The organism is Methylobacterium sp. E-066, from assembly GCF_022829635.1.
GTDB lineage: Bacteria > Pseudomonadota > Alphaproteobacteria > Rhizobiales > Beijerinckiaceae > Methylobacterium.
Map to the genome: position 1 here is coordinate 110,008 of NZ_JAKSYO010000206.1, position 15,159 is coordinate 125,166.

Annotated in this window: 13 protein-coding genes; 6 read left to right on the forward strand and 7 right to left on the reverse strand. The window is 68.6% G+C overall.

Annotation, left to right across the window (positions count from 1 at the left end):
- Positions 1-102: 102 nt before the first annotated feature.
- From MKL20_RS30710 to MKL20_RS30720, 3 genes are all read left to right on the forward strand, one after another.
- Complete coding sequence (locus MKL20_RS30710) at positions 103-1,326, forward strand: glycosyltransferase family 4 protein (protein WP_244039863.1); 1,224 nt, start codon at positions 103-105, stop codon at positions 1,324-1,326.
- 239 nt (positions 1,327-1,565) lie between these two features.
- Complete coding sequence (gene infC, locus MKL20_RS30715) at positions 1,566-2,087, forward strand: translation initiation factor IF-3 (RefSeq protein ID WP_243944922.1); 522 nt, start codon at positions 1,566-1,568, stop codon at positions 2,085-2,087.
- A gap of 97 nt (positions 2,088-2,184) precedes the next feature.
- The gene (locus tag MKL20_RS30720; RefSeq protein ID WP_244039872.1) at positions 2,185-2,970 is read left to right on the forward strand and encodes a HesA/MoeB/ThiF family protein; all 786 of its coding nucleotides are present in this window, start codon (positions 2,185-2,187) and stop codon (positions 2,968-2,970) included.
- Here MKL20_RS30720 and MKL20_RS30725 read toward each other — a convergent pair.
- From MKL20_RS30725 to rpmI, 7 genes are all read right to left on the reverse strand, one after another.
- Positions 2,959-3,840 carry a DUF1186 domain-containing protein gene (locus tag MKL20_RS30725; RefSeq protein WP_244039864.1) on the reverse strand — a complete coding sequence of 294 codons (882 nt, stop codon included), beginning with the start codon at positions 3,838-3,840 and terminating at the stop codon, positions 2,959-2,961. The genes MKL20_RS30720 and MKL20_RS30725 overlap by 12 nt on opposite strands.
- A gap of 10 nt (positions 3,841-3,850) precedes the next feature.
- A complete protein-coding gene (pheT, locus tag MKL20_RS30730; protein ID WP_244039865.1) occupies positions 3,851-6,271 on the reverse strand; it encodes a phenylalanine--tRNA ligase subunit beta in 2,421 nt (806 codons plus the stop codon).
- Between the two features lie 18 nt (positions 6,272-6,289).
- Entirely contained in the window at positions 6,290-6,772 is a 483-nt protein-coding gene (locus MKL20_RS30735; protein WP_243965862.1) for a hypothetical protein, read from the reverse strand.
- Positions 6,772-7,071, reverse strand: coding sequence for a hypothetical protein (locus MKL20_RS30740; RefSeq protein ID WP_243965863.1), 300 nt, complete (start codon positions 7,069-7,071; stop codon positions 6,772-6,774). The genes MKL20_RS30735 and MKL20_RS30740 overlap by 1 nt, the downstream gene beginning before the upstream one ends.
- Before the next feature lie 23 nt (positions 7,072-7,094).
- Positions 7,095-8,177, reverse strand: a complete 1,083-nt coding sequence (gene pheS, locus MKL20_RS30745) for a phenylalanine--tRNA ligase subunit alpha (RefSeq protein WP_243965864.1) — start codon at positions 8,175-8,177, stop codon at positions 7,095-7,097.
- A 186-nt stretch (positions 8,178-8,363) separates the two neighbouring features.
- Positions 8,364-8,741 (reverse strand): 50S ribosomal protein L20, encoded by a 378-nt coding sequence (gene rplT / locus MKL20_RS30750; RefSeq protein WP_007561402.1) that lies wholly within the window; start codon positions 8,739-8,741, stop codon positions 8,364-8,366.
- A 50-nt stretch (positions 8,742-8,791) separates the two neighbouring features.
- Positions 8,792-8,995: a 50S ribosomal protein L35 gene (gene rpmI, locus MKL20_RS30755; RefSeq protein ID WP_007561407.1), complete on the reverse strand. Its 204-nt coding sequence runs from the start codon at positions 8,993-8,995 to the stop codon at positions 8,792-8,794.
- Positions 8,996-9,380: 385 nt separating this feature from the next.
- On the opposite strand from rpmI, the gene MKL20_RS30760 reads away from it, so the two are divergent.
- The 3 genes from MKL20_RS30760 to dapE all read left to right on the forward strand — a co-directional run bounded on the left by MKL20_RS30760 (position 9,381) and on the right by dapE (position 14,987).
- The gene (locus tag MKL20_RS30760) at positions 9,381-10,511 is read left to right on the forward strand and encodes a glycosyltransferase family 4 protein (protein ID WP_244039866.1); all 1,131 of its coding nucleotides are present in this window, start codon (positions 9,381-9,383) and stop codon (positions 10,509-10,511) included.
- Between the two features lie 148 nt (positions 10,512-10,659).
- On the forward strand, positions 10,660-13,002 hold the full coding sequence (locus tag MKL20_RS30765) for a glycogen debranching N-terminal domain-containing protein (protein WP_243965866.1): 2,343 nt from the start codon (positions 10,660-10,662) through the stop codon (positions 13,000-13,002).
- A gap of 815 nt (positions 13,003-13,817) precedes the next feature.
- The gene (gene dapE, locus MKL20_RS30770; protein ID WP_244039867.1) at positions 13,818-14,987 is read left to right on the forward strand and encodes a succinyl-diaminopimelate desuccinylase; all 1,170 of its coding nucleotides are present in this window, start codon (positions 13,818-13,820) and stop codon (positions 14,985-14,987) included.
- Positions 14,988-15,159: the final 172 nt, after the last annotated feature.

The window sequence follows — 15,159 nt, forward strand, 5'->3', positions numbered from 1 at the left end:
GTTTACCGGACCGTAAAGCGCGACCGCGATGCTGGGGCAATGGGTACGAGCATGTTGGAGATGCCGGCGGGAGGCTTGCGCTTCCTCGCCGACCGAGCGCGGATGGGTGATGTGACGCGCAGCCTGTCGAGCTTCCCCGCCGAAATCGATGTTCTCGCGGGCGCCCGGGTGCTTCAGATCATCCCGGAACTCGATGCCGGCGGCGCCGAGCGGACCACGGTCGACGTGGCCGCCGCCCTCGCGGCGGTAGGAGCCCGAGCGCTGGTCGCCACCGAGGGTGGGCGCCTGATCGGCGAGCTCCAGGCCAAGGGCGGCCACTGGCTGCGCTTCCCGGCCGCCTCGAAGAACCCGGCCCGCATGGCGCTCAACGTCGTGCGGCTGATGGCCCTGTGCCGGCGCGAGGGCGTGCAGATCGTCCACGCCCGGTCGCGGGCGCCGGCCTGGGTGGCGCTCGGCGCCGCCCGCCGCCTCGGCCTGCCCTTCGTGACCACCTATCACGGCAGCTATTCCGGCCGCACCGGCGTGAAGGTGCTGTACAATTCGGTGATGGCCCGGGGCGACGTGGTGATCGCCAATTCGCGCTACACCGCCGACCTGATCCACCAGCTCCATGCCGAGCAGGCCGGCGACCGCGTCCGAGTGATCCATCGGGGCACGGACCTCGCGGTATTCAATCCGGTGGCGGTCGGCGCCGGTCGGGTCGAGGCCTTGCGCCGGGCCTGGAACGTCGCGCCGCACGAGCGGGTGATCCTGCTGGCCGCCCGGCTCACCGCCTGGAAAGGGCACCGCGTGCTGATCGACGCCGCCGCGCAGATGCGCGACCGGGGCGTCCCGGACCTCGCGGTGGTGCTCGCCGGCGATCCGCAGGGACGAGCCTCCTACGAGCGCGAACTCGATGCCTTGATCGCCGCCCGCGGCCTCGGCGGCATCGTCCGCCGGGTCGGCCATTGCACCGACATGCCGGCGGCGTTTCGGGCGGCTTCCGTGGTCGCCGTTCCGTCCGTAGAGCCCGAGGCGTTCGGCCGCTCGGCCGTGGAGGCCCAGGCGCTCGGCACGCCCGTGGTCGTGTCCGATCTCGGCGCCGTCCCCGAAACGGTTCTGGCGCCGCCGGACGTTGCGGCCAGCCAGCGGACCGGGTGGCGCGTGCCGCCCGGCGACGCGGGCGCGCTCGCTGCCGCCCTGACCGAAGCTTTGTCGCTCGGGGCCAGCGCGCGCGATGCGCTGGTCCGGCGCGGGCGCGCCCATGTCGAGGCGAACTTCTCGCTGGAGCGCATGGCCGGCGATACGCTGGCGGTCTACGCGCAGCTGCTCGGCCGAAACTCCTGATCGCTGTGCGCGCCCCAGGGGACTGATGCCCGGGACGTGAGTCGGCGTTTCAACGCGCGGCCGATTATTTCGCGCCTCGCCCCGACACCCCGTTGACTCTGGCCGGGCTTCCTCCAACGTAGTATGTCCGGAAGAGACCGGAGCGGCTGGCGGTCAGGAGATCCTGGGAACGGGTGATCCGATCCGCCGTTTCGTCGTTGCAGCAGGAGACCGAAGCCATTCGTAGACCGATGAGAGCCATGCCGGCCCCGCAGAAGGACGGGCCGCGCGCCAACCGCGACATCCGCGGGGTGCGGGAAGTGCAGCTGATCGACGATACCGGGCAGAACCGCGGCGTCGTTCCCTTCTTCGACGCGCTGACCCTCGCTGAGGAAGCCGGCCTCGATCTCGTGGAGATCGCGCCGAACTCGGTGCCGCCCGTCTGCAAGCTGCTCGATTACGGGCGCTTCCGCTTCAACGAGCAGAAGAAGCAGAACGAGGCGCGCAAGCGGCAGAAGACCGTCGAGGTCAAGGAGATCAAGCTCCGCCCCGGCATCGACAAGCACGATTACGACACCAAGATGAAGTCGGTGCACCGCTTCTTCGAGGAGGGCGACAAGGTCAAGGTGACCCTGCGCTTCCGCGGTCGTGAGATGGCTCACCAGGATATCGGCCTGCGCCTCCTGGAGCGCGTGAAGACCGAGACCGCCGAGATCGCCAAGGTGGAAAGCGAGCCGATGCTCGAAGGCCGCCAGATGATCATGATTCTGGCGCCGCGCTGATCCACTTGCGAATCGTTGTTCACGCCGCCTCCTGACCGGGGCGGCGTTCGCGTTTGTGACGCTTCCGTCGCGGCGCGCGGACGACTATCTCCTGCCCATGGCCCTGGCTCCCGACGAGATCGAACGCTACGCCCGCCACCTCGTCCTGGCCGAGGTCGGCGGCCCCGGACAGGCCCGCCTCAAGGCGGCCCGGGTGCTGGTCATCGGGGCCGGGGGGCTCGGCGCACCGCTGATCCAGTACCTCGCGGCAGCCGGTATCGGCACGATCGGTATCGTCGACGACGACATCGTCTCGCTCTCGAACCTCCAGCGCCAGGTGATCCACGGCACCCCGGATCTCGGCCGGCCCAAGGTCGAGAGCGCGGCCGACGCGGTGGCGCGGCTCAACCCGCACGTCGCGGTGGTCCCGCACCCGTTCCGCATCGCGCCGGACAACGCCGTCGACCTGATCGCCGGCTACGACCTCGTCGCCGACGGATCCGACAACTTCGCCACGCGCTACGCGGTCTCGGATGCCTGCTTCCACGCACGGCGCCCGCTGGTGACGGCGGCGCTCGGCCGGTTCGACGGCACGCTCACCACCATCCGGGCGGACGAGACCGGTCCCGACGGCAAGCCGAACCCGACCTATCGCTGCCTGTTCCCGAACCCGCCGCCGCCAGGCAGCGTGCCGGCCTGCGCCGAGGCCGGGGTGCTCGGGGCGCTGGCCGGGGTAATGGGCTCGCTGATGGCCATGGAGGTGATCCGCGCCGTGGCGGATTTCGGCGAGCCGCTGGTCGGGCGCTTGCTGATGGTCGATGCCCGCTCGATGCGGTTCGAGACGCTGAGCTACGGCTGGGATCCGGACAACCCGCTCAGCGGCGCCGGCACGTCAGCCGAGTAGGGCGCCCGGCGGCATCCAGGGGCCGTCGGCTTCCGCCTTGCCGAGGCAGCACTTCTTGAATTTTTTGCCCGAGCCGCAGGGGCAAGGGTCGTTGCGCCCGACATCCTTGAACGGGTTGCGCTGCGGCTCGCCCGCGCCCTCCGCGGTCCAGTCGAGGGCTTCCACCGGATCCTCGAGATAGCCGTACTGGTAGGGGCCGAGCCGGTCCCGGTCGTCGGGCTTGGTCTCGGCCTTGCGCAGCGCCTCCTTGAACCAGTCGGCGTCGCTGATCTCGTCGGTGATCCGCCCGTCGGCACGGGCTGCCGCGGCGCGGGGGGCGAGGTCGCGGAAGCCGAGATGCGCGATCGATTCCTCCCAGCCGACCCAGGCCGGCCCCTCCTCGACGGCCGCCTTCGCGTCGTCGAACCGGACCAGCAGGGCGTGCATCGCGTCGCGGTCGATCCGCCCCTCCAAGGTCAGGAAGGTGCAAGCCGACAGCAGCGCCATGCGGGTGAGATCGTCGACGGTGCTGTCGAGGATCAGGCGGAACAGCGGCTGGTGATCCCCGTCGAACAGGCTCGCCACGACCTTGGACAGGGTCGCCGTCACGGCGTCGCCCAAGATCGCGTCGAGCGTCTCCTCGTCCTGCCGGAGCAGCGTGAGGAGCGGCGCCAGGGCGCGCGTGTCCCGGGCGTGCGCCATGACGTGCAGGCCCCAGAATAGAAGGTTCTCCTGCTCGGGGATTAGCTCGTCACCCTTGGCCGCAGCCTCCAGCAGCGGCAGCGTCGCCTCGGCGATCTCGGCCGGATGCGCCAGCGCCTCGCGCAGGGCCTTGGTCGGCCGGTATTCGGACGCGGACAGGTCTTCGATGAGGGCTGCAATCCGGCTCATGCAATCCTCCTCAGGCGCGCAGGGTCGCGCCGGTCCGGCGCGAGACTTCGGCCACGATCTTGGCGCTCACCGCCTCGATCTCGGCATCGGTCAGGGTGCGTTCAACCGGTTGCAGACGGACCGCGATCGCCACCGATTTCGAGCCCTCCGGCACGCCGGTCCCCTCGTAGAGGTCGAACACCTCGACGCCGGTGACGAGCTTGCGCTCGGCCCCCTGGGCCGCCTTGACGATGTCGCCCGCCGGCACGTCGCGCCCGACCACGAAGGCGAAGTCCCGGGACAGGGGCTGGAACTCGGACAGGGCCAGCGCCGGCTTGGCCTTGGTCGGCTTGTGCTTGGGCAGCGGCAGCGCGTCGAGCACGATCTCGAACGCCACCAAGCTGCCCTTGAGGTCGAGGGCCTGGAGCGTCCGCGGATGCACCTCGCCGAACCAGCCGATCTCGGATTTCGGGCCGAAGCGCAGGGTGCCCGAGCGGCCCGGGTGGAGCCAGGACGGGCCGCCCGCGGTCACCTGGAGACCGCCGGTCGGCACGCCGAGGGCGCCCAGCAGGGCGAGGGCATCGGCCTTGGCGTCGAAGACATCCACAAGCTTGGTCGATCCATCCCAGTGGCGCCCGGCGCCCGCCAAGGTGGCGCTACCCCGGCGCACCGCGGCCGCACGGATGCTCTGGCCTTCGGGCTGGTCCGTGGCGAAGCACTGGCCGACCTCGAACAGGGCCGCATCCGGGTAGCCGCGATCGGCATTGCGCTGTGCGGCCCGGAGCAGCCCCGGCACGAGGCTCGGACGCATGTCCGACAGTTCCGAGGCGATCGGGTTGGCAAGCACCAGATCGGCACCGCCGCCGCCGAACAGCTCGGCATCCGCGTGGGGGACGAACGACCACGTCACCGCCTCCATCAAGCCACGGCTCGCCAGGGCGCGCTTGGCGATGCGGGTGCGCTTCTGCATCACGGTGAGCAGCGGCCGGCCGATCCCGGCGAGCCGCGGCAGGGGTTTCGGCTCGATCCGGTCGAGACCGGCGATGCGGACGACCTCCTCGACGAGATCGGCCTTGCCCTCGACATCCGGCCGCCAGGACGGCGTCAGCACCTTCACCCGGTCGCCGGTGCCGGAGATGTGGAAGCCCAGCGTCTCCAGGATCAGCTTGATCTCGATCCGCGGCAGCTCGATGCCGGCTAGCCGCCGCACTTCTGTCCATGGAAAGTCGATGATCCGCTCGGATTCCGGCGGCTCGCCGGCGATCTTCGCCTGGGAGGGCGTGCCCCCGCATAGCTCGGTCACGAGGCGCGTCGCCAGATCGAGCCCCGGCAGCGTGAAGGCCGGATCGACGCCGCGCTCGAACCGGTAGCGCGCATCGGTGATGATGCCGAGGCGGCGGCCCGATTGGGCGATGTTGGCCGGATCCCAAAGGGCCGATTCGATCAGCACGTCCGTGGTGCTCTCGTCGCAGCCTGAGGCCTGCCCGCCCATGATGCCGGCGATCGATTCGACGCCGGCCTCATCGGCGATCACCACCGTGTCGTCGGTGAGCGTGTGGGTGCGCCCGTCGAGTGCCAGCAGGCTCTCGCCGTCCCGTGCGCGCCGGACCGTCAGATGGCCCGACACCTTGGCGGCGTCGAACACGTGCAGCGGCCGGCCGCGGTCGAAGGTGACGTAGTTGGTGATGTCGACCAGCGCGTTGATCGGGCGCAGGCCGATCGCCCGCAGCCGGGCCTGCATCCAGGCCGGCGACGGGCCGTTCTTCACGCCGCGCACCAGCCGGAGGGCGAAGAGCGGGCAGAGGTGCCGGTCCTCCGGCGCGAAGGACAGGTCGACCTCGACGGGGCAGGGGCCTTCGCCCCGCACGCCTGGCAGGGCCTGTTGCTTGAGCGTGCCGATCCCGGTCGCCGCGAGGTCGCGGGCGATGCCGTGGACCGAGGTGCAGTCCGGGCGGTTCGGCGTCAGGTTGATCTCGATCACCGGATCGTCGAGCCCGGCATAGAGCGCGTAGCCCTGGCCGACCGGCGCCTCGGCCGGAAGCTCGAGGATGCCGTCATGATCCTCGCCGAGGCCGAGTTCGGAACCCGAGCACAGCATGCCCCGGCTCTCGACGCCGCGGATCGTGCCGACCGAGAGCGTGATCGCCTTGCCGGGCACGTAGGTGCCGGGCGGCGCGAACACCGTGATGAGGCCGGCCCGGGCGTTCGGCGCCCCGCAGACCACCTGCACCGGCTCGCCCGCGCCGGTCTCGACGGTGCAGACTCGGAGCCGGTCGGCGTTGGGATGCTGCTCGGCCGTCAGGATCCGGGCGACCACGTAAGGCTTGAGCGCCGCCGCCTTGTCCTCGACGCCTTCGACCTCGAGGCCGATCCGCGTCAGCGTCACAGCGATCGTGTCGAGGGACGCCTCGGTTTCGAGGTGTTCCTTGAGCCAGGAGAGGGTGAATTTCATCAGTCGGAACCTTGCGGCTCAGGAGAGCCGCGCTTTCGTTATGAGGAGGACGGCCAGCTTGCGCCGCTGGTCATCGCCAAGGGATTCGAGAGCCTCCACAGCCTCGCGGGCGCGAGCCAGGATCGCGAGGGTCTCATTGCGGCTCACCGGCAGAGCCGGCGAGCTGTAATCGGCCAGATGTCGGCGCTCCTGGAGAACCGTGAAGGTCGCACCGATCCTGGCTACATCCGGCGCGATCTGAGCTGCTTCCGGAGATGTCAGACGCTTCCTGATTTGGCCATGGTCGAGCATGCGGTAGACGGATTCCAGTTCGGCGCTTCGCTTCCAGCCGACGATCACGCTCGCACAGACGAAACAAAAGGCGTGGAACACGGCATAATAGGCGCTGCTCACCGCCCGTCGCATCGCAGCCTTGCGCAAGTTCATGCGGCCGCTCTGGCGCGCCAGCGTGTCCGCCACATCGAGAAGATCATAGACGAGGGGATTGCCGAGACGCGGCATTACGGCTTCTCAAGCTCTTCGTCGTCAGCCAGCACCTCGTCATCAGGATATTCGACGTTCAGGTAGGGAAATCGGTCCTCGCCGCGTTCCAACAGCTTCATCCGCAGATCGGCATTGGCGCCGTTCAAACGTCCGCCGTCGGTGACACCGGATCCTGGCTTGAACACCGCCTTGAGGAACCATGAGGGCTCGCCGGCATGATCGAGGCCGGGCTGCACCTCGACTCGCTCATAGCCGGAACTTCCCAGCGTCCGAGACAGGATCTCGTTGGCAATCGTGCGGATCTCGCCCTCTGTCATCGTGGCCGCCTCCCGCTCGCGCGTTACCCCGTCAAACCACCGATCAGGCTCGGCACGTCCAGCGGCCGGAAGCCGTAATGATCGAGCCAGCGGACATCCGCCTCGAAGAACGGCCGCAGGTCCGGCATGCCGTATTTCAGCATGGCGATGCGGTCGATGCCGACTCCAAAGGCGAAGCCCTGCACCGCGTCCGGGTCGAGGCCGCAATTGCGCAGGACGTTCGGGTGCACCATCCCGCAGCCCAGGATCTCCAGCCAGTCGGTGCCCTCGCCGAAGCGGATCTCGCCGCCCTTGCGGGAGCACTGGATGTCGACCTCGGCCGACGGCTCGGTGAACGGGAAGAACGACGGGCGGAAGCGCATCTTCACGCCGTCCACCTCGAAGAACGCCTTGCAGAACTCTTCCAGCACCCATTTCAGGTTGGCGATGTTGGCCGCCGTGTCGATCACCAGCCCCTCGACCTGATGGAACATCGGCGTGTGGGTCTGGTCGGAATCGTGCCGGTAGGTCCGGCCCGGGATGATCACCCGGATCGGCGGCGTCTGCGACCGCATCGTGCGGATCTGGACCGGAGACGTGTGGGTGCGCAGCACCTTGCGCTTCCCGGTATGGTCCGGCGCCAGGAAGAACGTGTCGTGCATCTCGCGGGCCGGGTGGCCGGGCGGGAAGTTCAGCGCAGTGAAGTTCAACTCGTCGGTCTCGATATCCGGGCCCTCGGCCACGGCGAAGCCCATATCGGCGAAGATCGCGGTGATCTCGTCGATCACCTGGGTGATCGGGTGGATCCGGCCGCGCACCTCCGGCGCCTCGCGCAGGGGCAGCGTCACGTCGACCCGCTCGGAGGCGAGACGGGCCTCGAGGGCGGCCTCGACCAGGGCGCTCTTGCGGATCGTGACCGCGCCCTGGACCCGGTCCCGCAGGCCGTTGATCAGGGGGCCGCGTTCCTTGCGCTCCTCGGGCGTCATCGAGCCCAGGGTCTTGAGCAGGTCCGAGACGCTGCCCTTCTTGCCGAGCGCGGCCACGCGCACGGCGTCGAGGGTCGCCTCGTCGGACGCAGCCGTCACCTGGGCCAGGAGATCGCGTTCGAGGCTGTCGAGATCGGTCATCGTTTTTTTCGAACTGGGTTGGCGGTCCGTGATCGCCGCATGCTTTTGCGCGCCGTTCGCATTCGCGCAAGTCGGGGCATCCGCGCAAACGGCAACGGGGCCGCCCCGCAGCAGCTCGGAAACGAAAAAGGCGCAGCTCCCAAAGGAGAGCCGCGCCTTCCGTCCGCCTGCGCGGGAAATCGAGCCTCAGGCGGCCTTGGCGGTGGTCTCGGGGAGGGCGGCCTTGGCCTTCTCGACCACGGCGGCAAAGCTCGCCGGCTCGTGGATCGCCAACTCCGACAGCGCCTTGCGGTCGACGACGATGCCGGACTTCGCAAGACCGTTGATGAAGCGCGAATAGGTCAGGCCGTGCTCGCGCACCGCCGCGTTGAGGCGCTGGATCCACAGGGCGCGGAACGTGCGCTTCTTATTCTTGCGGTCGCGGTAGGCATACTGCATGCCCTTCTCGACCGCCTGCTTGGCGATGCGGATGGTATTCTTGCGCCGGCCGTAATAGCCCTTGGCGGCCTTCAGAACTTTTTTGTGCTTCGCGTGACTGGTCACGCCGCGCTTGACGCGGGCCATCGGTTATCTCCTGGTTTCGACGAAAGACAGTGGCAACGGGTGTCGAAGACTTACCGCGCGTTCGGCAGGAAGTACTTCTTCACGTTGGCGGCATCGCCCTCGAACAGGGTCGTGGTGCCGCGCAGGTTGCGGATCTGCTTGGTCGTCCGCTTGATCATCCCGTGGCGCTTGCCGGCCTGGGCGTACATCACCTTGCCGGTGCCGGTAATCTTGAAGCGCTTCTTGGCGCCTGATTTGGTCTTCAGCTTGGGCATTTGGCTCTCCGTTGCGCGAAAATCCCTCCGGGCCGACCCGTGAGGGTCGGATGAGGTGTGCGCGATGATGCTTCTGGTGGAGCAGCACGAGCCGCCACGGCAGCCCTATCGGCCGGGCGGTTCGACGCGGGGCGGCTTATGACAGAAACCCGCAGCGACGGCAACGGCTTCCGCCTCGGCTCGGCACGGCTGCCGCGAGACCGATCCCAGTCCGCGAGGGGGGGCGGGGTTCGGGGAATGCGGGGATAGATCCCGCGCCGCACAAAACGCGCAGCGACACGGTCTGGCGGAGGAACCATAACCTTGGCCGTCGGTTTCATTCATGTCCCGCTCAGGCCGGCAGGGTTAGATCCCCTGTCAAAGTCGGCCAACCAGGAGACACTTCGTGCGCATTGCCCAGATCGCTCCGTTGTCGGAGGCCGTCCCTCCGAAGTTCTACGGCGGCACCGAGCGCGTCGTCAGCTGGATCACCGAGGAACTGGTCCGCCAGGGCCACGACGTCACGCTGTTCGCCAGCGGCGATTCGGAGACGTCGGCCAAGCTCGCGGCCTGCACGCCGGAGGGGCTGCGCCTGCTCGGCTACCGCGATCACACCGCCAGCCACCTGGCCATGCTGCACCAGGTGCACCGCCGGGCGCACGAGTTCGACATCCTCCATTTCCACATCGACCTGCTTCAGTATCCGATGTTCGAGGATCTGAACCACAAGTGCATCACCACGATGCATGGTCGCCTCGACGTGCCGGATTTCATGCCGGTCTACCGCACCTTTACCGGCATGCCGCTCGTGTCGATCTCCGACAACCAGCGCGAGCCGATGCCGCCGAACGTCAACTGGCTGTCGACGATCCATCACGGCCTGCCGTCGCAGAACTGCCCGTACGCCCCGGAGGCCAAGGGCGGCTACCTGGCATTCCTCGGCCGCATCTCCCCGGAGAAGCGCCCCGACCGCGCCATCGAGATGGCGATTCGCTCCGGCACGCCCCTCAAGATCGCCGCCAAGGTCGACAAGGCCGACCAGGATTACTGGGACGAGGTCATCGAGCCGATGACCCACCATCCGCTGGTCGAATATATCGGCGAGATCAACGAGGAGCAGAAGAAGGCCTTCCTCGGCAACGCCCTGGCGCTCGCCTTCCCGATCGATTGGCCGGAGCCCTTCGGCCTGGTCATGATCGAGGCGATGTCGGCCGGCACCCCGGTGATCGCGTTCCGCAACGGCTCCGTGCCGGAAGTGATCAAGGATGGCGTGAGCGGCGTGCTCTGTCAGACCATGGACGACGCGGTCGAGGCTGTGGCCAAGGTCAAGACGATGAGCCGCGAGGGCGTGCGCAAGCACTTCGAGAGCCAGTTCACCGCCGAGTGCATGGTCAAGAAATACGTGGCTGCCTACGAGGAGCTGCTCTCCCGCGGGGCCGACGTGATCCAGCTGCCGAAATCCGGCTTCAAGCCGCATTACGGCGACGTCAACGGCTCGGCGCGGCCGGCGATCTCCGTCGCGGCGATGCCGGCCTAAGATCCGGCATCGGGCTTGCGAGACACGGCCCGCCCGGCCTAGCGTCGTAAAGGCGCCTCATCCGAATGGTCACGAGGGCCGCCGCATCAGAGCCGATGCGGCGGCCCTCTCGATTCGTACCCCTCACACGCACTCGGAGACGTTCTGCATGGCGGCGGAGAATACGGCGGCCCACAACGCGACCGCCCGGACACAGGCCAGCACCGTCACGGTGGCGCCCGGCTTCCAGGATGCCGACGAGGTGCTGCCGACCTACCACATCGAGGCCCATACCTCGCTGGTCGAGCGGCCCCTGCGCGCGCTGAAGTTCGGCGAGGCCTTCGGGGTCCTGGATTCCTACGGCGATATCGGCGTCCAGCCCGGGCCGGAGGGCCTGTATTTCCAGGACACCCGCTACCTCTCCCGTCTCGAACTCACCGTGGAGGGGCAGCGCCCGCTGATGCTGTCCTCCGTGATGCAGGACGACAACGGCGCGCTCAGCGTCGACATGACGACGCCCGACATCCGCCTCGAGGCTCATGACGAGACCTCGATCCCGCGCGAGACGATCGCGATCGAGCGAACCAAGTTCCTGTTCCGGGGCGCCTGCTACGACCGGATCGGCCTGCGCTCCTTCGATTCGAAGCACCGCCGCCTGCGCATCGCCGTCACCTTCGATGCCGATTACCGCGACCTGTTCGAGGTGCGCGGCACCGACCGGAAGGAGCGCGGCAAGCGCGGCGTCCTGGTGGCTAGCGACCGGGAGGTGCAGTTCCGCTACGTCGGCCTCGACGAGATCGTGCGGACCACGTCGCTGCATTTCGGCCCGAAGCCGGACCTGATCGAGCCGGGCCGCGTCGCCTTCGACGTATCGCTGCCGCCGGAGGGGCGCGCCTCGCTGTTCATTCGCGTGGCCTTCGAAGCCCACCGGGCCTTCACCAAGCCGCCGAGCGACGAGATGGTCGGCGAGGATGCGGCCGCCAAGCTGACGCTCGCGGCCAATGTCGGCGGCGCCCGGCGCGAGCCGAAGGACCTCGCCGAGGGCATGATCTTCGCGCGCGCCTACCGCGATTCGCGCCGGGACCTGCGCGCGCTGACGGCTGGGATCACCACGATCATCTCGTCGAACGACCAGTTCAACGAGGGGCTGTGCCGGGCCACCGCCGACCTCTACATGCTGGCGAGCCGGACCCCGGAGGGGATCTACCCGTTCGCCGGCATCCCCTGGTATTCCACGGTGTTTGGCCGCGACGGCATCATCACCGCCCTGATGGCGCTGTGGATCGATCCGAAATTCGGCCGCGGCGTCCTGCGCTACCTCGCTGCCACCCAGGCCCAGGCGGTCGACCCGGCCGCCGACGCGCAGCCCGGCAAGGTGCTGCACGAGACCCGCCGCGGCGAGATGGCGATGCTCGGCGAGGTGCCGTTCCGCCACTATTACGGCACGATCGACGGCACGCCGCTCTTCGTGATGCTGGCCTGGGAATATTACGGCGTCACGGGCGACCTGGAGACGATCCGGGCGATCTGGCCGTCGCTGGAACTCGCGCTGGAATGGATGGACCGCTACGGCGACCGGGATGGGGACGGCTTCGTCGAATACGCCCGCGACACCGACAAGGGCCTGGAGAACCAGGGCTGGAAGGACAGCCACGATTCGATCTTCCACGCCGACGGCCAGCTCGCCAAGGGACCGATCGCGCTCTGCGAGGTCCAGGGCTACGTCTACGCCGCCAAGACCGGCATGGCCAAGCTCGCAGCCCTGCTCGGGCACGACCCGATGGCCGAGCGGCTCTCGCTCGAAGCCACCGCCTTGCGCGAGCGCTTCGACGCGGCCTTCTGGAACGAGGAGCTCGGCACCTACGCGCTGGCGCTGGACGGCGCCAAGAAGCAATGCGCCGTGCGCTCCTCGAATGCCGGGCACGCCCTGTTCACCGGCATCGCCAAGCCCGAGCGGGCGGCCCGGGTCGCCGAGACCCTGCTGTGCAAGGACGGGTTCAACGGCTGGGGCGTGCGCACCATCGCCAAGGGCGAGGCGCGCTACAACCCGATGTCCTACCACAACGGCTCGATCTGGCCGCACGACAACGCCCTGATCGCGATGGGGCTTGCCCGCTACGACCGCAAGCACGAGGCCGCGCGCATCTTCCAGGGGATGTTCGACACCTCGCTCTACCAGGACCAGAAGCGCCTGCCGGAGCTGTTCTGCGGGTTCATGCGCCGGCGCCAGCGCGGGCCCGTGGCCTACCCGGTCGCCTGCAGCCCGCAGGCCTGGGCGGCGGCGGCGCCGTTCGCGTTCCTGGCCGCCTGCCTCGGCCTGGAACTCGACCACGACCGCAACAGCGTCCGGCTCAAGAACCCGATCCTGCCGGGGTTCCTCGACGGCGTGACGCTCTACAACGTCAAGCTCGGATCCTCGCGCCTCGACATCCGGTTCCAGCGCTACGACGATGACGTCACGGTGTCGGTGCTGCGCCGCCACGGCGACGTGCATGTGGTGGTGACGAAGTAGGCGCCGCGTCCCGCCGCAGCCCCAGGATCGGGCTGCGGCGGCAAGCCCTCGGATGTCGGGTCTCGCCGGTCGTTGGCAGGGCGAGGACGACCCCGGCGGCGTCGGCACGCTGCCAGACCCGGCGGACGGGATCGCTCGTGTCGTGCCCCGGCACCGTGAGGGTGAAGGTCTGCGGCAGGCGATGCCGGCGGGCGACCGACAGCTTGGCGCTGCACGGCGACATGTCCCGCAGGATGCCGCTGATGGATTCGCCATCGGGACACCGGATCGCCGCCGGGATCAGGACCGCCCGCCGCTGGCCGTCGCGCCTGGTGGCTGCCGCATAGACGGGGAAGCCGATCGCGGTGCTCCTCGGAGTCTGTTTGACGGCGTGATCGCAGTCGCGTGACGGTTCTGACTGACGTGTATCCCAATCGTTCCCTCATCCTGAGGTGCTGCGCAGCAGCCTCGAAGGAGCCTTCCAGCCAGCTGCGCAATCCCTGGAGGCCTCCTTCGAGGGCTCCGCTCTGCTACGCCACCTCAGGATGAGGTCGAGATTGGGAAAAACCCGTCAAACGGGCTCTCATTAGCGTCATCCCATTGCGTTCTATTCAAGTGCGCGATTGTTTCCGCCGAAACGACTGACAAAGCCTGACTGTGCTGCTCCATAGATCGGACTTCGCGCATTCGTGTAAGGCTTGAGCGTGGCGCTTCGATCCGCGCTGCTGACCAGACGGCCGAGGTGCGTCTCGTGCGGCGGGAATGGCGTACCGCCTTCGGATCCCACCGACTTGGTGTAAGGGGCATCGCACGATCCTCCGCCCCGGGACTCGCACATGCCGGCCGACCATTCCGCCCTGTCACTTGCCCAAAAGCTGATCCGCTGTCCCTCGGTCACGCCGGAGGATCGCGGCGCCCTCGACGTGGTGGCGCAGGCCCTGGGAGAGGTCGGTTTCGCGATCGAGCGGCCGGTCTTCTCCGAGCCGGGCTATCCCGATACGCCGAACCTCTATGCGCGGCTCGGCGAGCGCGGCCCCTGCCTGGTCTTCGCCGGCCATACCGACGTGGTGCCGGAAGGCGACGGTGACTGGCGCCACGGCCCGTTCGAGGCGGCGGTGGCGGATGGCATGCTCTACGGGCGCGGGGCTGCCGACATGAAGGGCGGCATCGCCTGCATGCTGGCCGCGACCCTGGCCTTCATCGCGGGCCGGGGCCGCGCGTTTCCCGGCTCCATCGCCTTCCTGATCACCGGCGACGAGGAGGGGCCGGCGGTCAACGGCACCGTCAAGCTGCTGGACTGGGCCCGTGCCCGGGGCGAGCGCTTCGACCATTGCCTGCTCGGAGAGCCGACCAATCCCGGGCGGCTGGGCGAGATGATCAAGATCGGCCGTCGCGGGTCGCTCACCGGCAAGCTGACGGTGCTGGGGCGCCAGGGTCACGTCGCCTATCCGCACAAGGCCGAGAATCCGATTCCCGGTCTGCTGCGGCTCGCCTCGGCGCTGGTCGCGGAACCGCTCGACCGCGGCACCGCGCATTTCGACGCCTCGAACCTCGAATTCACGACGATCGATGTCGGCAACCCCGCCACCAACGTGATCCCGGCCACCGCCCGGGCGACGTTCAATGTCCGCTTCAACGACGACTGGACCGCCGCCAGCCTCGGCGCCGAACTCCGGAAGCGTCTGGAGCAGGCGGCCGGCAACGCCGTGCGCTTCACCCTCGACCTGCAGCCGTCGAACGCCCCGGCCTTCCTGACCCAGCCGGACGCCTTCGTGGATCTGGTGTCCCAGGCGATCCAGGCCGAGACCGGCCTGACGCCGACGTTGTCCACCACCGGCGGCACCTCGGATGCCCGGTTCATCAAGGATGCCTGCCCGGTGATCGAGTTCGGCCTCGTCGGCGAGACCATGCACCAAGTCGATGAATGCGTGGCGGTGGCCGATCTCGACCGGCTGACGGCGATCTACGGGCGGGTGTTGGAGGCCTACTTCCCCAAGCAGGGCTGACGGCGCTGCACAGTCAGATCCCGTCCTTCCAACCCGCGCCCTCATCCTGAGCAACCGTTATGCGGGCTCGGCCGCGGCACGCCATGGCGTGCCGCGGCCGAGGACGGTGTTGGCGTAGATGAGCAGCTTTCGGGCGCAGGCGATGAGGGCCTGCTTGTGGGTCTTGCCGCGG